The organism is Streptomyces sp. PA03-3a (assembly GCF_033792735.1).
Taxonomy (GTDB): domain Bacteria; phylum Actinomycetota; class Actinomycetes; order Streptomycetales; family Streptomycetaceae; genus Actinacidiphila.
Genome location: NZ_JARAVM010000002.1, coordinates 196,643 through 211,398 on the forward strand (window position 1 = coordinate 196,643; position 14,756 = coordinate 211,398).

The following is a 14,756-nucleotide window of genomic DNA, read 5'->3' on the forward strand; positions in this document are numbered from 1 at the left end:
GCGGGACACCCGTAACGGGGAAGATCTTGGCGATTCCATACCGGGAGGGGCCCGATTGCGTGACGATGCCCTTTCGGCACCGATGTGGCCGGGGTGCGGCCTACCGGCGCCCGGCGAAGAAGTGGAAGAGTCGACGACATGCAGGTCTGGCCGGGTCAGGCATATCCCCTCGGCGCCACGTACGACGGCGCCGGCACCAACTTCGCGGTCTTCTCCGAGACCGCGGAACGGATCGAGCTGTGTCTGCTGCACGACGACGGCTCGGAGACCGCCGTCGAGCTGCGCGAGGCGGACGCCTTCGTCCGCCATGCGTACCTCCCGGGCGTCATGCCCGGTCAGCGCTACGGATTCCGCGTCCACGGCCCCCACGAACCGACCCGGGGCCACCGCTGCAACTCCGCGAAGCTGCTGCTGGACCCGTACGCGAAGGCGATAAGCGGGACGATCGACTGGGACGAGGCGGTGTACGGCTACCGCTTCGGTGAGCCCGAGTCCCGCAACGACCTGGACTCGGCGCCGCACACCATGACCTCCGTGGTGGTGAACCCCTACTTCGACTGGGCGGAGGACCGCAGTCCCCGCATCGACTACCACCGCACCGTCATCTACGAGGCCCACGTCAAGGGCCTGACCATGCTCCACCCGGAGCTGCCGGAGGAGATCCGCGGCACCTATGCGGCGCTCGCCCACCCCGCGGTGATCTCCCACCTGACGGAGCTGGGCGTCACGACGCTGGAGCTGATGCCGGTCCACCAGTTCGTCCACGACCACCGCCTGGTGGACGCCGGGATGCGCAACTACTGGGGCTACAACACCATCGGCTTCTTCGCCCCGCACAACGCCTACGCCTCGATGGGCGACCGCGGCCAGCAGGTGCTGGAGTTCAAGACGGCGGTGCGCGAGCTGCACCGGGCGGGCATCGAGGTGATCCTCGACGTGGTGTACAACCACACGGCCGAGGGCAGCCACCTGGGGCCGACGCTGTGCTTCCGGGGCATCGACAACGCCTCGTACTACCGGCTGGCCGAGGATCCGCGCTACTACACGGACACCACCGGCACGGGGAACTCGCTGCTGATGCGCAGCCCCCACGTCCTGCAGATGATCATGGATTCGCTGCGCTACTGGGTCACCGAGATGCACGTCGACGGCTTCCGCTTCGACCTCGCGGCGACCCTGGCCCGGCAGTTCCACGAAGTGGACCGGCTCTCCTCGTTCTTCGACCTCGTGCAGCAGGACCCGGTGGTCAGCCAGGTGAAGCTGATCGCGGAGCCCTGGGACGTCGGCGAGGGCGGCTACCAGGTGGGCAACTTCCCGCCACTGTGGACGGAGTGGAACGGAAAGTTCCGCGACACCGTGCGCGACCTGTGGCGCGGCGAACCGGCCACGCTGGCCGAGTTCGGCTCCCGGCTGACGGGCTCCTCCGACCTCTACCAGGACGACGGCCGCCGGCCGCTCGCCTCCATCAACTTCGTGACCTGCCACGACGGCTTCACGCTACGCGACCTGGTGTCGTACAACGACAAGCACAACGAGGCCAACGGCGAGAACAACCGGGACGGCGAGAGCCACAACCGCTCGTGGAACTGCGGCGCCGAGGGCGAGTCCGAGGACGAGGACGTGCTCGCCCTGCGCGAGCGCCAGATGCGCAACTTCATCGCCACCCTGATGCTCTCCCAGGGCGTGCCGATGCTCGCCCACGGCGACGAGTTCGGCCGCACCCAGCAGGGCAACAACAACGCCTACTGCCAGGACAACGAACTGGCCTGGGTTTCGTGGCCCAAGGAGGGCGACGCGGACACCGAGCGGCTGCACGACTTCACCCGCCAGATGGTGTGGCTCCGCCGCGACCACCCCGTCTTCCGGCGCCGCCGCTTCTTCCACGGCCGGCCGGTCGAGGGGACGCACGACGAGCTCTCGGACATCGCCTGGTTCACCCCTGAGGGTGAGGAGATGGCCCAGGACGACTGGCAGGAGGCCCAGGCCAACGCGCTGGTGGTCTTCCTCAACGGCAGCGCGATCTCCGAGCCCGGCGACCGCGGGGAACGCATCGGCGACGACTCCTTCCTGCTGATGTTCAACGCCTGGCACGAACCGCTGGACTTCGTGGTCCCGGTCAACCACGGCAAGGAGTGGCAGGTGGTCGTGGACACCCAGCGCCCGGAGGGCGTGGCCCCCGGCTCGGGGCGCAAGGTGACCCAGGGCGACCGGCTGCGGCTGGCCGACCGGAGCATGGTGGTCCTGCAGCGCCCGGCGTAACCGGCCGCCCGATGTGATGGGCGTACCGGTCGGCGGGGTAGTCAGTCCTCCATGACAGAAAGCGCCGCGACCCCGCCGACCGCTGTCGTCCCCTCCGTTCCGAGCGCCACCTACCGGCTCCAGCTCCAGCCCGACTTCCCCTTCGCCGCGGCCGAGGCCGTCGTCCCCCGTCTGGCGGCGCTCGGCGTCTCCCATCTGCACCTCTCCCCGGTGCTGCAGTCCGTTCCGGGCTCCACGCACGGCTACGACGTCGTCGACCACACCCGGGTGCGCGAGGAACTCGGCGGCGAGAAGGGACTGCGGGCGCTGGCCCGCACCGCCCGCGCGCACGGCCTCGGGCTCGTGCTGGACGTGGTGCCCAATCACATGGCCGTACCCGCGCCCGAGCACCTGGCCCGGCCACTGTGGGAGGTGCTGCGGGACGGCCCGCGATCCCCGTACGCGCGCTGGTTCGACGTCGACTGGGCGGCGCAGGGCGACCGGCTGCTGCTGCCGGTGCTGGGCGGCCCGCTGGAGGAGGTACTGCCCGACCTGCGCGTCGAACGCGACCGCGCCGCCGGCGAGCGGGTGCTGCGCTACCACGACCACGCCTTCCCCCTGCGCCCCGGCACCGAGGAGCTGCCGCTGCGCGCGCTGGTCGACGCCCAGTGGTACCGGCTCGCCTGGTGGCGGCAGGCCCGCACCGAGCTGAACTACCGGCGCTTCTTCACCATCTCCGAACTCATCGCGGTCCGCGTCGAGGACGACGAGGTCTTCGCCGCCACCCACGCCACCCTGCTGCGCCTGCTGGACGAGGGCGTCGCCGACGGCCTGCGCATCGACCACCCGGACGGCCTCGCCGACCCCGCCGGCTACCTGCGGCGGCTCGCCGACGCCTCGAACGGCCGCTGGACGGTGGTGGAGAAGATCCTCACCGGCGACGAGCGGCTGCCGGCCGGCTGGGCCTGCTCCGGTACGACCGGCTACGACGCCCTGGACCGGCTCGACGGGCTGTTCACCGACCCGGCGGGCGTCGAGGAGATCACCCGCTGCTACCGCGGGTTCACCGCCGCCCCCGCCGACGCGGGCGGCGAGTGGCCGCCGACCGTACGGGCCGCCGCCGAGCACATCGTCACGCACGACCTGGCGGCCGAGGTGGACCGGCTCACCCGCTCCGCCGCCCGCGCCACCGGGCTGGAGCCCACCGCGCTGCGCGAGGCCCTCGAGGCGACGCTCGTGCGACTGCCGCGCTACCGCCCGTACGTCGTCCCCGGCCAGCCCGCGGACGCTCAGGACACCGCGCTGCTGGAGGCCGCCGCCGGCGCCACCGGGCTCCCGGCGGCCGGGACGGTGTGCGACCTGGCCCTGGGCCGCCACCGGGGCGGCGGCCAGGCCGCGGCGGACTTCACGGTGCGCTTCGCCCAGGTCTCCTCGGCGCTGCGCGCCAAGTCCGCCGAGGACACCGCCTTCTACCGCTACCACCCCCTGCTCAGCCTCAACGAGGTCGGCCGGGAGCCGGACCGCCCCGCCACCTCGCCCGAGGAGTTCCACGCCTTCTGCGAGCGGTTGCTGCGCGACTGGCCGCTCACCGGGACGGTGCGCTCCACCCACGACACCAAGCGCAGCGCCGACGTCCGCGCCCGGCTCGCCGCGCTGAGCGAGCTGCCCGGCGAGTGGGCCGACTGGCTGGGCGAGGTCTCGGCGGATCTGCGGGAGTACCTGGAGCACCGCGGAATCCCGTGCCCGGAGCGCCATGTGGAGTACCAGGCCTGGCAGTACGCGGCCGTCTTCTGCGACCCCGGCGCGGCCGACCTGGTGGCGGCGACCATGCTCAAGTCGGAGCGCGAGGCGGGCCTGCGGACCTCGTGGACCGAGCAGCAGCCCGAGTACGAGCGGGACATGACCGGCTTCGTCCGGGAACTGGTCGGCGGACCGGCCGCCTTCGCCACCGAGCGCATCGACCGCGCCCTGCGCGGGCCCGAACGCGTCAACGTCCTCGGCGCTCACCTGGCGCACCTGACCATGCCGGGCGTGCCCGACGTCTACCAGGGCGACGAGGAGCGGCAGCTGCTGCTCGTCGACCCCGCCAACCGCCATCCGTACGACCCGGGCACGGCCGAGGGCGAGGGCGAGGGCGAGGTGAGCGAGAAGCGGCGGGTGACGCAGTTCGCCCTGCGCCTGCGCCGGGCGCGCCCGCAGTGGTTCACCGGCCCGCAGGCCTCGTACGAGCCGCTGTACGCGCGCGGCCCGGCCAGGGAGCACTGCGTGGCCTTCGTCCGCGGGGGCCGGGCGCTCACGGTCGTCACCCGGCTGTCGCGACGGCTCGCGGACGCGGGTGGCTGGCGCGGCTCGGAACTGGTGCTGCCGGAGGGGGTGTGGACGGAGGTGCTGACGGGCCGTCCGTTCCATGCCGTGGTGCCGCTGGCGGAGCTGCTGGAGCGGCTGCCGGTGGGCCTGCTGGTGCGCGACGTGGACGAGTGACGCCTCGGGGCGGAAGACGGTCCGGTGCGCGGGGTCACCCGACGGGGCGCGGGGCGACGGGTTTTTGACGGCGCGTCAACCGCGCCCGTCGGCCGCCCCTCGGCACGCCGCTTCCGCCCCGCGTCCCACGACCGGACGCGCTGTACGGTATGCCGCATGTATACCGATATTCCCTTCATCCCGCGTCTGGCCGGGGTGCACCACCTCACGCTGCCCGTCGGCGATCCGGCCCGGTCGCAGGCGTGGTACGAGCGGGTCCTCGGCCACCACAGGATCGCGGAGTTCACGGAGGGCGGCGCCTTCGCCGGCGTCGCCATGGCCCACCCCGGCGGCGGGCCCGTGCTGTGCCTGCGCCACGACCCCGCCCTCGCGGCCGCCTCCGCGGGCTTCGCGTGGTTCTCCCTCGGCGTCCCGGACCTCCCGGCGCTGGAGGCGCTGGCGGCCCGGCTGGACGCGCTCGGCGAACCGCACGGCGCCGTCGTCCGCACCACCCGCGGCTGGCTCCTCCCGCGACTGCGCGACCCGGACGGCCACGAGTTGCGCTTCGCCACCGCCGACGAGGGGCCGCCGCCGTTCCGCGGGCAGGTGCTGCGCCTCGCGGGCGGCCGGGAGGCGGCACCGCGGTCCCGCACGGCCTGAGCGACGCGGACCGGACTGTCGGACCCCGCTGTTAACGTCCTGCCATGGACGCCTCGGAAGCCCTGCTCACCCGCATCGAGAACGACCCGGTCGCGGCCTCGGGCCTCACCCGCACCGCTGACTTCGACATCACCAGGCGCGACCCGATCGACGAGCTGCGCCTGCCCTCGGGCCTCGCGATGCGCCCCATGGCGGGCGACGCCGCCGGCGGCACGTTCTACCTGTGCGGCGAACCCGGCGACGCAGAGCGGCCCGTGGTGTACGCGGACTCCGAGGGGCAGGCGGCGCTGATCGGCGCGGACCTGCCCGAGGCGGTGGAGCTGATCGTCTCCTGCCCGGTGTGGTGGCGTGACGTGGACTCGGGGCTCTCCCCGGAGAAGCTGGACGCCGAGGCGCGCGAGGACCAACCGGACCTGGACCGCGAACGCGCCGAGCTGGTCGCGGCCCTCGGGCTGACGCCCCCTCCGGTCGAGGAGGTCGTCGCCCGGCTGCGGACGACGGCGGCCCGCACGGCGCCGGATTTCCTGCCGTACACGGGCGAGGGCGACGGACCCTACGACACCTACGAGCCGATGTTCGGGCCGTGAGCCGCGCCGTGGCCCGGGGCTCAGGCGGTGGTGAGACGGAAGCTCATCGCCCCGAAGGTAACCTGGTCGCCGGGGCGGACGGCGGCCGCGCCCATGACCCGGTGGCCGTTGACCCAGGTGCCGTTCATCGAGCCGAGGTCGCGCAGCACCCACAGGCCGCCCTCGTGGCTCAGCTCGGCGTGGAAGCGCGAGGTCGAGGAGTGGCTCAGCCGGAAGGTGCACGACAGGTCCCGGCCGATCCGCACCGGGAAGGGGCCGGGGGCGGGCAGCAGCAGGGGCGGCAGCTGCTGGACGGCCCAGGCGAGCCTCATGCGGGCGCGGAAGGCCGAGGTCTTGGTGACGGCGCGGACGATCGAGCCGGTCAGCCTCGCCCAACGGCCCTGCGGTGGCGGCAGGTCGGCGATGAGTGCGGCCAGATCGGCGGAGTGCCGGGCCTCGAGCGCGAGTCCCATACGGCGCACGAAGGTGTCGTGGGACAGCCGTCCGTCGACGGCACCCTCGCGAAGTACCTCGATGGCGCGCTCGCGTTCGGCGTCGGTGGGACGCGGCGGGTGCGTCGGGAACTCATAGCTCACCTGCGTGATTGTCGGGCCGCGGAGGGCGGGGTGTCCAGAAGGTGCGGCCCGTGCGGCGGCACCGTAAATTGCCTGGACGCCTCGTGGCCCGCTTGGCTACGGTGGGCGCACGCCCTTGACCGAGGAAGGAGGCGGAAGCCATGCACCTGTTCAACGTTCCGCGCTCCCGCCCCGTCGTCCGCAGGGCGTACCCCGTCTGACCGGGAGCGCACCGCTCTCCCGTGAGGACTTCACCTTCATGACCGATCTGGTCTTCCGCCCGCTCGCCGCGGGCGAGTCCCACCTGTTCAACTCCCTGGTCCCCGAGGACGACGGCCTGGTCGGCCGCTCCCTGATGGGCCACCCCTACGCCATGACCGACGAGGGCGGCGAGTACCGCCCCGACTGGACGTGGGTGGCCCTGCGCGACGGCACCGTCGTCGCCCGCGCCGCGTGGTGGGCCGCTCCCACCGACGACAAGCCGATCGCGCTGGACTGGTTCGACTTCACCGACGCCGACGCGGCCGTACGGCTGCTGCGCACGGCACCGCTCAAGGCCGAGTACGAACTGCTGCTGCCGCCCGGCTGGCGGGACCGGCGCGAGGTGCGCGAGGCCGCCCAGACCCGCATCGACGCGGCGATCGTCTCCGGCATGGAGCTGGTCGTCGAGCGCTACCGCTACACCTGGACCCCCGAGTGCGGGCTGCCGGAGCGCACCGGACGACTGGAGTACCGGCCGGAGCCGGACGACGCCGTGGTCCTGGACGTGCTCAAGCGCATCGGGGTCGGCAGCCTCGACGCCCACACCCGCCGCATGGTGCGGCTGCACGGCCCGGACGCGGCCGCCCGCGAGGAACTGGAGTTCCTCAACTGGCTCCAGTCGCCCCGCGAGTGGTGGCGCCTGGCGTACACCCCCGAGGGCGAGCTCGCCGGCATCCATGTGCCGGGGCGGAATCCGGGCGGATTCTGCGTGGGCTTCATCGGCGTGCTGCCCGGGCAGCGCGGCCACGGCTACGCCTACGACCTGCTGGTCGAGTGCACGCACGACCTGGTCGGTCACGGGGCGGAGAAGATCGCCGCCGCCACCGACCAGACCAACGCGCCCATGGCGGCGCACTTCGCCAAGGCGGATTATCCGGTCTCCCAGGAGCGCGTCAACCTGGTGTGACCCCCAAACGGCGGGCAGCATGGTGCCCATGCGCTTCGACGTGTGGGCACCGGACGCCGGTGAGGTGGAGGTACGGGTCGACGGCCGGGCTCACGACATGGAGCGCGACCCCGAACGGCGCGGCTGGTGGCGCGCGGACGTGGCCGCCGGCCACGGTTCGCGCTACGCCTTCGCGCTGGACGAGGGCCCGCCGCGGCCCGACCCCCGCTCCCGCCGGCAGCCGGACGGGCCGGAGGGCCCGAGCGCGGTCGTCGACCACGAGCGGTTCGCCTGGACCCACGAGTGGGCGGGCCGCCCGCTGCCGGGCGCGGTCCTGTACGAGCTGCACGTCGGCACCTTCACCACCGCCGGCACCTTCGACGCGGCGATCGAACACCTGCCGTACCTGGCCGAATTGGGGATCACGCACATCGAGCTGATGCCGCTCTGCCCGTTCCCCGGGACGCACGGCTGGGGGTACGAGGGGGTGTCGCTGTGGGCGGTGCACGAGCCCTACGGCGGCCCCGACGGGCTGAAGCGCTTCGTGGACGCCGCGCACGGCCACGGGCTCGGGGTGGTGCTGGACGTCGTCCACAACCACCTCGGGCCCTCGGGCAACCACCTGCCGGCCTTCGGCCCGTACTTCACCGACCGCCACCACACCCCGTGGGGCGACGCCGTGAACCTCGACGCCCCCGGCTCCGACGAGGTACGCGACTTCCTGGTCGGCAGCGCGCTGGCGTGGCTGCGCGACTACCGCCTCGACGGGCTGCGGCTGGACGCCGTCCACGCCCTCGTCGACACCCGCGCGGTGCACCTGCTCGAAGAGCTGTCCGGCGCGGTCGACGCGCTGGCAGCCGCGGTCGGCCGCCCGCTCTTCCTGATCGCCGAGTCCGACCGCAACGACCCGCGCACCACCGACCCGCGCGAGGCCGGCGGCATGGGTGTGCACGCCCAGTGGAACGACGACTTCCACCACGCCCTGCACGCCGCCGTCACCGGGGAGGCCCAGGCCTACTACGCGGACTTCGCCGTCTCCCCGGTGGCCGCCGCGGCCAAGGCGCTGCGCCGGGTCTTCTTCCACGACGGCACCCTTTCGAATTTCCGCGGCCGAGCCCACGGCCGTCCCGTCGACCTGACGACCACCCCGGGCCACCGCTTCCTCGCCTACACCCAGACCCACGACCAGATCGGCAACCGCGCCACGGGCGACCGCCTGGGCGCGAGCGTCCCCCCGGGGCTGCTCGCCGCCGCCGCCGCGCTCGTGCTCACCTCCCCGTACACGCCGATGCTCTTCATGGGCGAGGAGTGGGGTGCCCGCACGCCCTGGCAGTTCTTCACCGACCACGACGACCCCGAGCTCGCCGCCGCCATCACCCGGGGCCGCCGCCGCGAGTTCGCCGAGCACGGCTGGAAGGCCGAGGACATCCCCGACCCGCAGGACCCGGCGACCCGGCTGCGCTCCTGCCTGGACTGGTCCGAGCGGGCCCGCGAGCCGCACGCCGAGCTGCTCGCCTGGTACCGGCGGCTGATCGCGCTGCGCCACGCCGAGCCCGAGCTGACCGACCCGGCCCTGGACGCCGTCCACGTCAGCGTGGGCGGGCACACCCTGCGGCTGGACCGCGGACGCTTCCGGATCGCGGTCAACTTCTCGCCCGAGGAGGCGCTGGTGCCCCTGCACCACCCGGGCCGCGCCGACCCGGCGGGCTACGTGCCGGTCGCCGCCTGGCGCCCCTGCCCGCCGCCCACCGACACCGGCTGCCTCCACCTGCCCGGCCACTCGGTCGCGGTGCTCCGCGAGCGCTGATTACCCTGAACGGGTGACCACCGACGACGAGCCCCGCGCGATCTGCGTCCACTGCGGCGACCCGACCGAGCACCCCGACTCCCAGCCGGGTGCGACCCTCTGCCCGGTCTGCGCCTGGCACGAGGCCCAGCGCACGGCCTGCAGCGGCTGAGCCGCCCCGCTGCGGTCAGTCCTCCAGCAGCCGCTTGCGGGCGGCCTCGACGTCGAAGGAGGCCGGCGGGCACACCGGGTCGATCAGGTCGAGGTGCTCCATCAGCAGCCGCCCGACGGCCCAGTTCCGGTACCACTTGCGGTCCGCGGGGACGACGTACCAGGGCGCGGCCTCCGTGGAGCAGCGACCGAGGACGTCCTCGTAGGCCTGCTGGTAGGCGGCCCACCTCGCCCGGTCCTCAAGATCGGCGGGGCCGAACTTCCAGTGCTTGCAGGGATTGTCCAGCCGGGCCAGCAGGCGGGTGCGCTGCTCGTCGCGGCTGATGTGCAGGAAGACCTTGACGACGCTGACGCCGTCGTCGGCGAGCGAGGCCTCGAAGGAGTTGATGGTCTCGCAGCGCTCCTCCCACACCGAGAGCGGGGCACGGCCCCGGACCCGGGGGACGAGCACGTCCTCGTAGTGCGAGCGGTCGAAGACGCCTATCCGCCCGGGACCGGGCATGGCCCGCTCGACCCGCCAGAGGAAGTGGTGCGCCTTCTCCTCCGCCGTGGGGGCCTTGAAGGCGGTGATGCGGCATCCCGCGGGGTCGAGCAGGCTGGCCAGGTGCCGCACCGAGCCGCCCTTGCCCGAGGTGTCCATGCCCTGGAGGACGACGAGCACGGAACGCGGATCGCCGGCCGTACTCTGCGCGAAGAGCCGCTCCTGCAGCGCCGTGATCCGGTCCCTGGCGTACGGAACGCTCTCCAGCGCCTCGGTCTTGCCCGCCGGGCCGCCCGGCGTGCCGCGCGGGTCGTGCGACCGCAGCCGCACGGGGCCGCCGCCCGACGGGACGCGCAGCTTCGCGCGCAGCCCTGCCGTGCTGCCGGATCCGGACTTCGGGCTGTTCCTCGTCACCGCGCCTCCCTCCGGGACGACGGCCCGCGCGGGCGCCTGGGTGGTTGGTCCGATGGTGCGACGGATCAGCCGTGGCCGCCAGCGCGGCCCCAGGGGCCCGTGACGGCGAAGGTGGTCCCGGGGTTGTAGCAGTTCACGTACATGGTCCGGCCGTCCGGCGCGAAGGTGACGCCGGCGAACTCGCCCCATTCGGGGGCGTCGGCGGTGCCGATGTTCTGGCGGCCGCGCGCCATCGCGTACACCTCGCCGCGCCGGGAGACGCCGTAGACGTGCTGGGCGCCCTCGCCGTCCTCGCAGACCATCAGGCCGCCCTGCGGGGCGAGGGCGATGTTGTCCGGGGACTCGCCCGGCAGCTGGACGTCGGTCGCGGGCCCGAAGACCACGACGAGGGTCAGCCGCCGCCTGGCCGGGTCGTAGCGCCAGACCTGGCCGAAGTGGGTGGCCGCCGAGCCCTCGGCGGCACGCGCGAAGCTGGAGACGAAGTAGACGCTGGTGCCGCCCCAGTAGCAGCCCTCCAGCTTCTGGGCGTGCGTGATCCCGCGGGGACCGAAGTCCTGCTGCCGCAGCGGGGTCTGCTTCGCCAGGGGATCGGGCACGCGCGCCCATTCGATCCCGTCGAAGCACGCACCGGTCTCCTGCACCGCCGACAGGTCGGGCACCCCCGGCACGCGCATGGCCTCCAGGGTGCCGCCGGCCCGCAGGGAGCCGCGGCCGCCCAGGGGCTTGCGCGGGTGGAAGCGGTAGAACATGCCGAAGGGCGCCTGGAAGGCGTCCTCGGTCTCGTACACGGTGCCGTCGCGGGGGTCGACGGCGATGGCCTCGTGCTGGAAGCGGCCCATGGCCGTCAGCGGCTCGGCCCCCGTGCTCCGGGGGTCGTGGGGGTCCACCTCGAAGATGAAGCCGTGGTCCTTGGCGTAGCCGCCGGTACCGGCCTTGTCCTCGTTCTCCTCGCAGGTCAGCCACGTACGCCACGGGGTCGGTCCGCCCGAGCAGTTCACGGCGGTGCCGGCGATGGCCACCCGTTCCGAGGTGACCGCGCCGCCCCGGTCGAGCGCGAGGACGGTGCAGCCGCCCTTGGCCGCGGGGTCGTAGACCAGCCCGTCGACCAGGGGGACGGGCGCGGTGGCGGTGGCGCGGTTCTCGTGGTTGCGGACGAGGCGCACCCCGTCGCCGCGGCGGGCGGGGAACGCGGCCATGCCGTCGAAGTTCCCGGGCACCGCTCCCTCGCCGGAACTCAGTGCGTCGCCCTGGCGGGACAGCACGCGGTAGCGGAATCCGCGGGGAAGGTCGAGGAGGCCGTCGGGATCCGGTACGAGGGGGCCGTACCCGCCCGCTCCCGCGGCGAACGCCGTACCGGCGAACACCTCCGAGACGCTTCCGGAGAAGGCGATTCCGGCGCCCAACGCGCCGGTCCTCGCGATGATCTGACGTCTGGTCACGGACATGGGTCTCTCTCCCTGCTGGCGGACAGGCGATTGACCCGAGTGTGTCTAGCACGGCTCCGGACGCGGGGGAACACGGCGTCCCGCCGCCGCCCGCCCGGTCAGGGCGCTCCGCGGCCCCCCGGGGCGCGGCCGGGGCCGCGGTTCAGGAGCCGTCCCGGGCGGCGAGCCGCCCGGCGTCGCGGGCGAGGGCGGTGAGGCGGGAGATGGCCCGGAAGTACTTCTTGCGGTAGCCGCCGGCGAGCATCTCGTCGCTGAAGATGCGGTCGAAGGGCTCGCCGGAGGTCATGACGGGGACCTCGCGGTCGTAGAGCCGGTCGGCCAGGACGACCAGGCGCAGTGCGGTGGCCTGGTCCTCCACCGGGCGGACGCCGCGCAGGAAGACCGCCTCGACGCCGTCGCACAACGCGCCGTAGCGGCTGGGGTGGACCCGGGCGAGGTGGGCGAGGAGGTCGCCGAAGTCGTCCAGGGAGGCGCCGGGGGTGCGGCCCGCCGCGGCGGTGACCTCCTCGTCGGCGTACGGCGCCGGGGCCTCGGGCAGGCCGCGGTGGCGGTAGTCCTCGCCGTCGATGCGCAGCGACCGGAAGCGGGCGGACAGGCCCTGGATCTCGCGCATGAAGTCGGCGGCCGCGAACCGGCCCTCGCCGAGCCTGCCGGGCAGGGTGTTGGAGGTCGCGGCCAGTCTCACGCCGGCGCCGGCCAGTCTGCCGAGCAGGGTCGAGACGAGCACGGTGTCGCCGGGGTCGTCGAGTTCGAACTCGTCGATGCAGACCAGCCGGTGCCCGCTGAGCGCCTGCACGGCCTGCTGGAAGCCGAGGGCGCCGACGAGGTTGGTGAGCTCCACGAAGGTGCCGAAGGCCTTCTGCTCGGGCGGCGCGGGCGTGGCGTGCCAGAGCGAGGCGAGCAGATGGGTCTTGCCCACGCCGTAGCCGCCGTCGAGGTAGACCCCGCCGGGTCCGGCCGGGGCCGCCGGTGCGGCCTGGCGCCGGAACCAGCGCCTGCGTCCGGCGTCCTCGGGGGCGCCCAGCCCCTGCGCGAAGGCCCGCAGCGCGCCGACGGCCTCGGACTGGCTCGGCTGCCCGGGGTCCGGGAGGTAGTTGTCGAACCGTACGGAGTCGAAGCGCGGCGGCGGCACCATCTCCGCCACCAGCCGGTCCGCGGGGACGTGCGGCTCGCGTCCGCTCAGCGACACGGGCGGCGTCCCGCCGGGTATCGGGCTGGATTCTTGCGCGGCGGCGAAGGACGAGGACACAGCACTCCAGCCTAGTGCCTCGCCGGCGGTCCCCTCGCCGCCGTGTGGCCGGCCCCACTCCCGGAGGGCCGTGGAAGACTGCAGCCATGCGCCGCCTCTTCCCCGCCCCCGCACCCGCCGAGACCCCGGACAGCCCCCAGGCCCTGGACACCCCGGAGGCCCTGGACACCGCGGAGGCGCTGGCCGACGCGTACGCGTACCCGGCCGGCGGCGGGCCCTGGCTGCGGGCGAACATGGTCTCGTCGCTGGACGGCGCGGCACGGCACGACGGGCGCTCCCAGCCGCTGTCCTCGGACGCCGACATGCGGGTCTTCGGGGTGCTGCGGGCCCTGGCCGACGTCGTGGTCGTCGGCGCGGAGACGGTACGCCAGGAGGGTTACCGCCCGGCCCGCGCCCGGGAGGCCTTCGCCGGCCGCAGGGCCGCGGCGGGGCAGGGCCCGGCCGCCGCGATCGCCGTGGTGAGCGCCCGGCTCGACCTGGACTTCTCGCTGCCCCTGTTCACCGAGCCGCTGGTGCCGACGCTCCTGCTGACCGGCGAGGACGCCCCGGCCGACCGGGTCGCGGCGGCCGAGAAGGCGGGGGCGCGGGTCGTCAGGGCCGGCTCGGGCTCGGGCGTGGAGCCGGCGCGCGTGGTGCGCGAGCTCGCCGCGCTCGGGCTGCGCCGGATGCTGACCGAGGGCGGCCCGCGGCTGCTCGCCCAGTTCGCCGCGGCCGGGGTGGTCGACGAGCTGTGCCTGACGATCGCGCCGCTGCTGACCGCCGGGGACGCCATGCGCATCATGAACGGCCCCGGCATCACCGACCCCGTCCGTTACACCCTGCTGTCGATCCTGGAGGAGGACGGCTTCCTGTTCACCCGCTACGTACGTGGCTGACCGCCCCCGGCGCGACCGGGAGCGGCCGCCCGGCGCCCCCGGCCTCACCCGGATGGCGCCGATTGCCCGCCCGCGCACGTCCGCGTGCCGCGGCGGGGGAAAAGATGACCCCGCGTGCCCCGCGCCCCGACGGGGCAGGATGGTTTCCGTGGCAGGCCCGACGGCCCGCGAGAGAGAAGGACGCGTCCGTGTTCACGACCGTACTCATGATCGAGCAGCCGCTCGTCCCCGCCGACGTGGAACTGGTCACCACGCTCCACGGTGACGAGCCCGTCTCCTTCGTCGTCCTCATGCAGCCCCGCGGCGACCAGGACCGGCTGCTGCGGGCCATCGACGACGTCGCCCTGGGTGAACTGGACAAGGCCGTCCACGAGCGCGACCGCCCGGAGGGCGACCGGGCGCTCCTGCCGGCCGAGCGCGCGCTGAGCCACAGCCTGACGGCACTGCGCGACGCGGGCTGCGAGGCGGTGGGCGAGGTGGTCGAGCGCCACCCGATCGAGCTGATGAGGTCGGTGGTCGAGCAGACCCACGCCGACGAGGTGATCGTGCTGACCGCCCCGCACCTGGTGGAGGAGTTCTTCCACCGCGACTGGACGTCCCGGGCCCGGCACAAGGTCGGCGTGCCGGTGCTGAAGCTGTTCGCGCACAACGCGGAGGACTGAGCGGACACCGTGCCCGCGACTGGTGGA

13 protein-coding genes are annotated in these 14,756 nt (G+C 73.8%); 9 read left to right on the forward strand and 4 right to left on the reverse strand.

What is annotated here, in order from left to right; all coding sequences use genetic code 11:
* Positions 1-138 precede the first annotated feature (138 nt).
* The 4 genes from glgX (at position 139) to PV342_RS03100 (ending at position 5,945) form a co-directional block, all read left to right on the forward strand.
* Positions 139-2,259 (forward strand): glycogen debranching protein GlgX, encoded by a 2,121-nt coding sequence (gene glgX, locus PV342_RS03085; RefSeq protein WP_386987109.1) that lies wholly within the window; start codon positions 139-141, stop codon positions 2,257-2,259.
* 51 nt (positions 2,260-2,310) lie between these two features.
* Positions 2,311-4,719 carry a malto-oligosyltrehalose synthase gene (gene treY, locus PV342_RS03090; RefSeq protein ID WP_400795792.1) on the forward strand — a complete coding sequence of 803 codons (2,409 nt, stop codon included), beginning with the start codon at positions 2,311-2,313 and terminating at the stop codon, positions 4,717-4,719.
* Between the two features lie 156 nt (positions 4,720-4,875).
* Complete coding sequence (locus tag PV342_RS03095) at positions 4,876-5,358, forward strand: VOC family protein (RefSeq protein WP_400795789.1); 483 nt, start codon at positions 4,876-4,878, stop codon at positions 5,356-5,358.
* A 44-nt stretch (positions 5,359-5,402) separates the two neighbouring features.
* Positions 5,403-5,945: a hypothetical protein gene (locus PV342_RS03100; protein WP_386987117.1), complete on the forward strand. Its 543-nt coding sequence runs from the start codon at positions 5,403-5,405 to the stop codon at positions 5,943-5,945.
* A 20-nt stretch (positions 5,946-5,965) separates the two neighbouring features.
* Here the strand turns inward: PV342_RS03100 and PV342_RS03105 are convergent, their stop codons facing one another.
* On the reverse strand, positions 5,966-6,520 hold the full coding sequence (locus tag PV342_RS03105) for an FHA domain-containing protein (RefSeq protein ID WP_326571930.1): 555 nt from the start codon (positions 6,518-6,520) through the stop codon (positions 5,966-5,968).
* A 238-nt stretch (positions 6,521-6,758) separates the two neighbouring features.
* Between PV342_RS03105 and PV342_RS03110 the strand changes: the two genes are divergently transcribed.
* The 3 genes from PV342_RS03110 to PV342_RS03120 are packed head-to-tail and all read left to right on the forward strand — an operon-like array spanning position 6,759 to position 9,604.
* Positions 6,759-7,667, forward strand: a complete 909-nt coding sequence (locus PV342_RS03110) for a GNAT family protein (RefSeq protein ID WP_500315754.1) — start codon at positions 6,759-6,761, stop codon at positions 7,665-7,667.
* A gap of 28 nt (positions 7,668-7,695) precedes the next feature.
* The gene (gene treZ / locus PV342_RS03115; RefSeq protein WP_500315755.1) at positions 7,696-9,453 is read left to right on the forward strand and encodes a malto-oligosyltrehalose trehalohydrolase; all 1,758 of its coding nucleotides are present in this window, start codon (positions 7,696-7,698) and stop codon (positions 9,451-9,453) included.
* A 13-nt stretch (positions 9,454-9,466) separates the two neighbouring features.
* Positions 9,467-9,604, forward strand: a complete 138-nt coding sequence (locus tag PV342_RS03120; RefSeq protein WP_179279697.1) for a hypothetical protein — start codon at positions 9,467-9,469, stop codon at positions 9,602-9,604.
* 15 nt (positions 9,605-9,619) lie between these two features.
* Here the strand turns inward: PV342_RS03120 and PV342_RS03125 are convergent, their stop codons facing one another.
* The 3 genes from PV342_RS03125 to zapE all read right to left on the reverse strand — a co-directional run bounded on the left by PV342_RS03125 (position 9,620) and on the right by zapE (position 13,192).
* On the reverse strand, positions 9,620-10,498 hold the full coding sequence (locus PV342_RS03125) for a PPK2 family polyphosphate kinase (protein WP_400795776.1): 879 nt from the start codon (positions 10,496-10,498) through the stop codon (positions 9,620-9,622).
* 65 nt (positions 10,499-10,563) lie between these two features.
* Complete coding sequence (locus PV342_RS03130; protein ID WP_386987131.1) at positions 10,564-11,943, reverse strand: alkaline phosphatase PhoX; 1,380 nt, start codon at positions 11,941-11,943, stop codon at positions 10,564-10,566.
* 142 nt (positions 11,944-12,085) lie between these two features.
* Positions 12,086-13,192 carry a cell division protein ZapE gene (zapE, locus tag PV342_RS03135; protein ID WP_400795772.1) on the reverse strand — a complete coding sequence of 369 codons (1,107 nt, stop codon included), beginning with the start codon at positions 13,190-13,192 and terminating at the stop codon, positions 12,086-12,088.
* An 86-nt stretch (positions 13,193-13,278) separates the two neighbouring features.
* Here zapE and PV342_RS03140 point away from each other — a divergent pair, with 86 nt between their 5' ends.
* On the forward strand, positions 13,279-14,067 hold the full coding sequence (locus tag PV342_RS03140; RefSeq protein WP_500315756.1) for a pyrimidine reductase family protein: 789 nt from the start codon (positions 13,279-13,281) through the stop codon (positions 14,065-14,067).
* Between the two features lie 188 nt (positions 14,068-14,255).
* Positions 14,256-14,729 (forward strand): indole-3-glycerol phosphate synthase, encoded by a 474-nt coding sequence (locus PV342_RS03145; RefSeq protein WP_400795766.1) that lies wholly within the window; start codon positions 14,256-14,258, stop codon positions 14,727-14,729.
* Positions 14,730-14,756 lie beyond the last annotated feature (27 nt).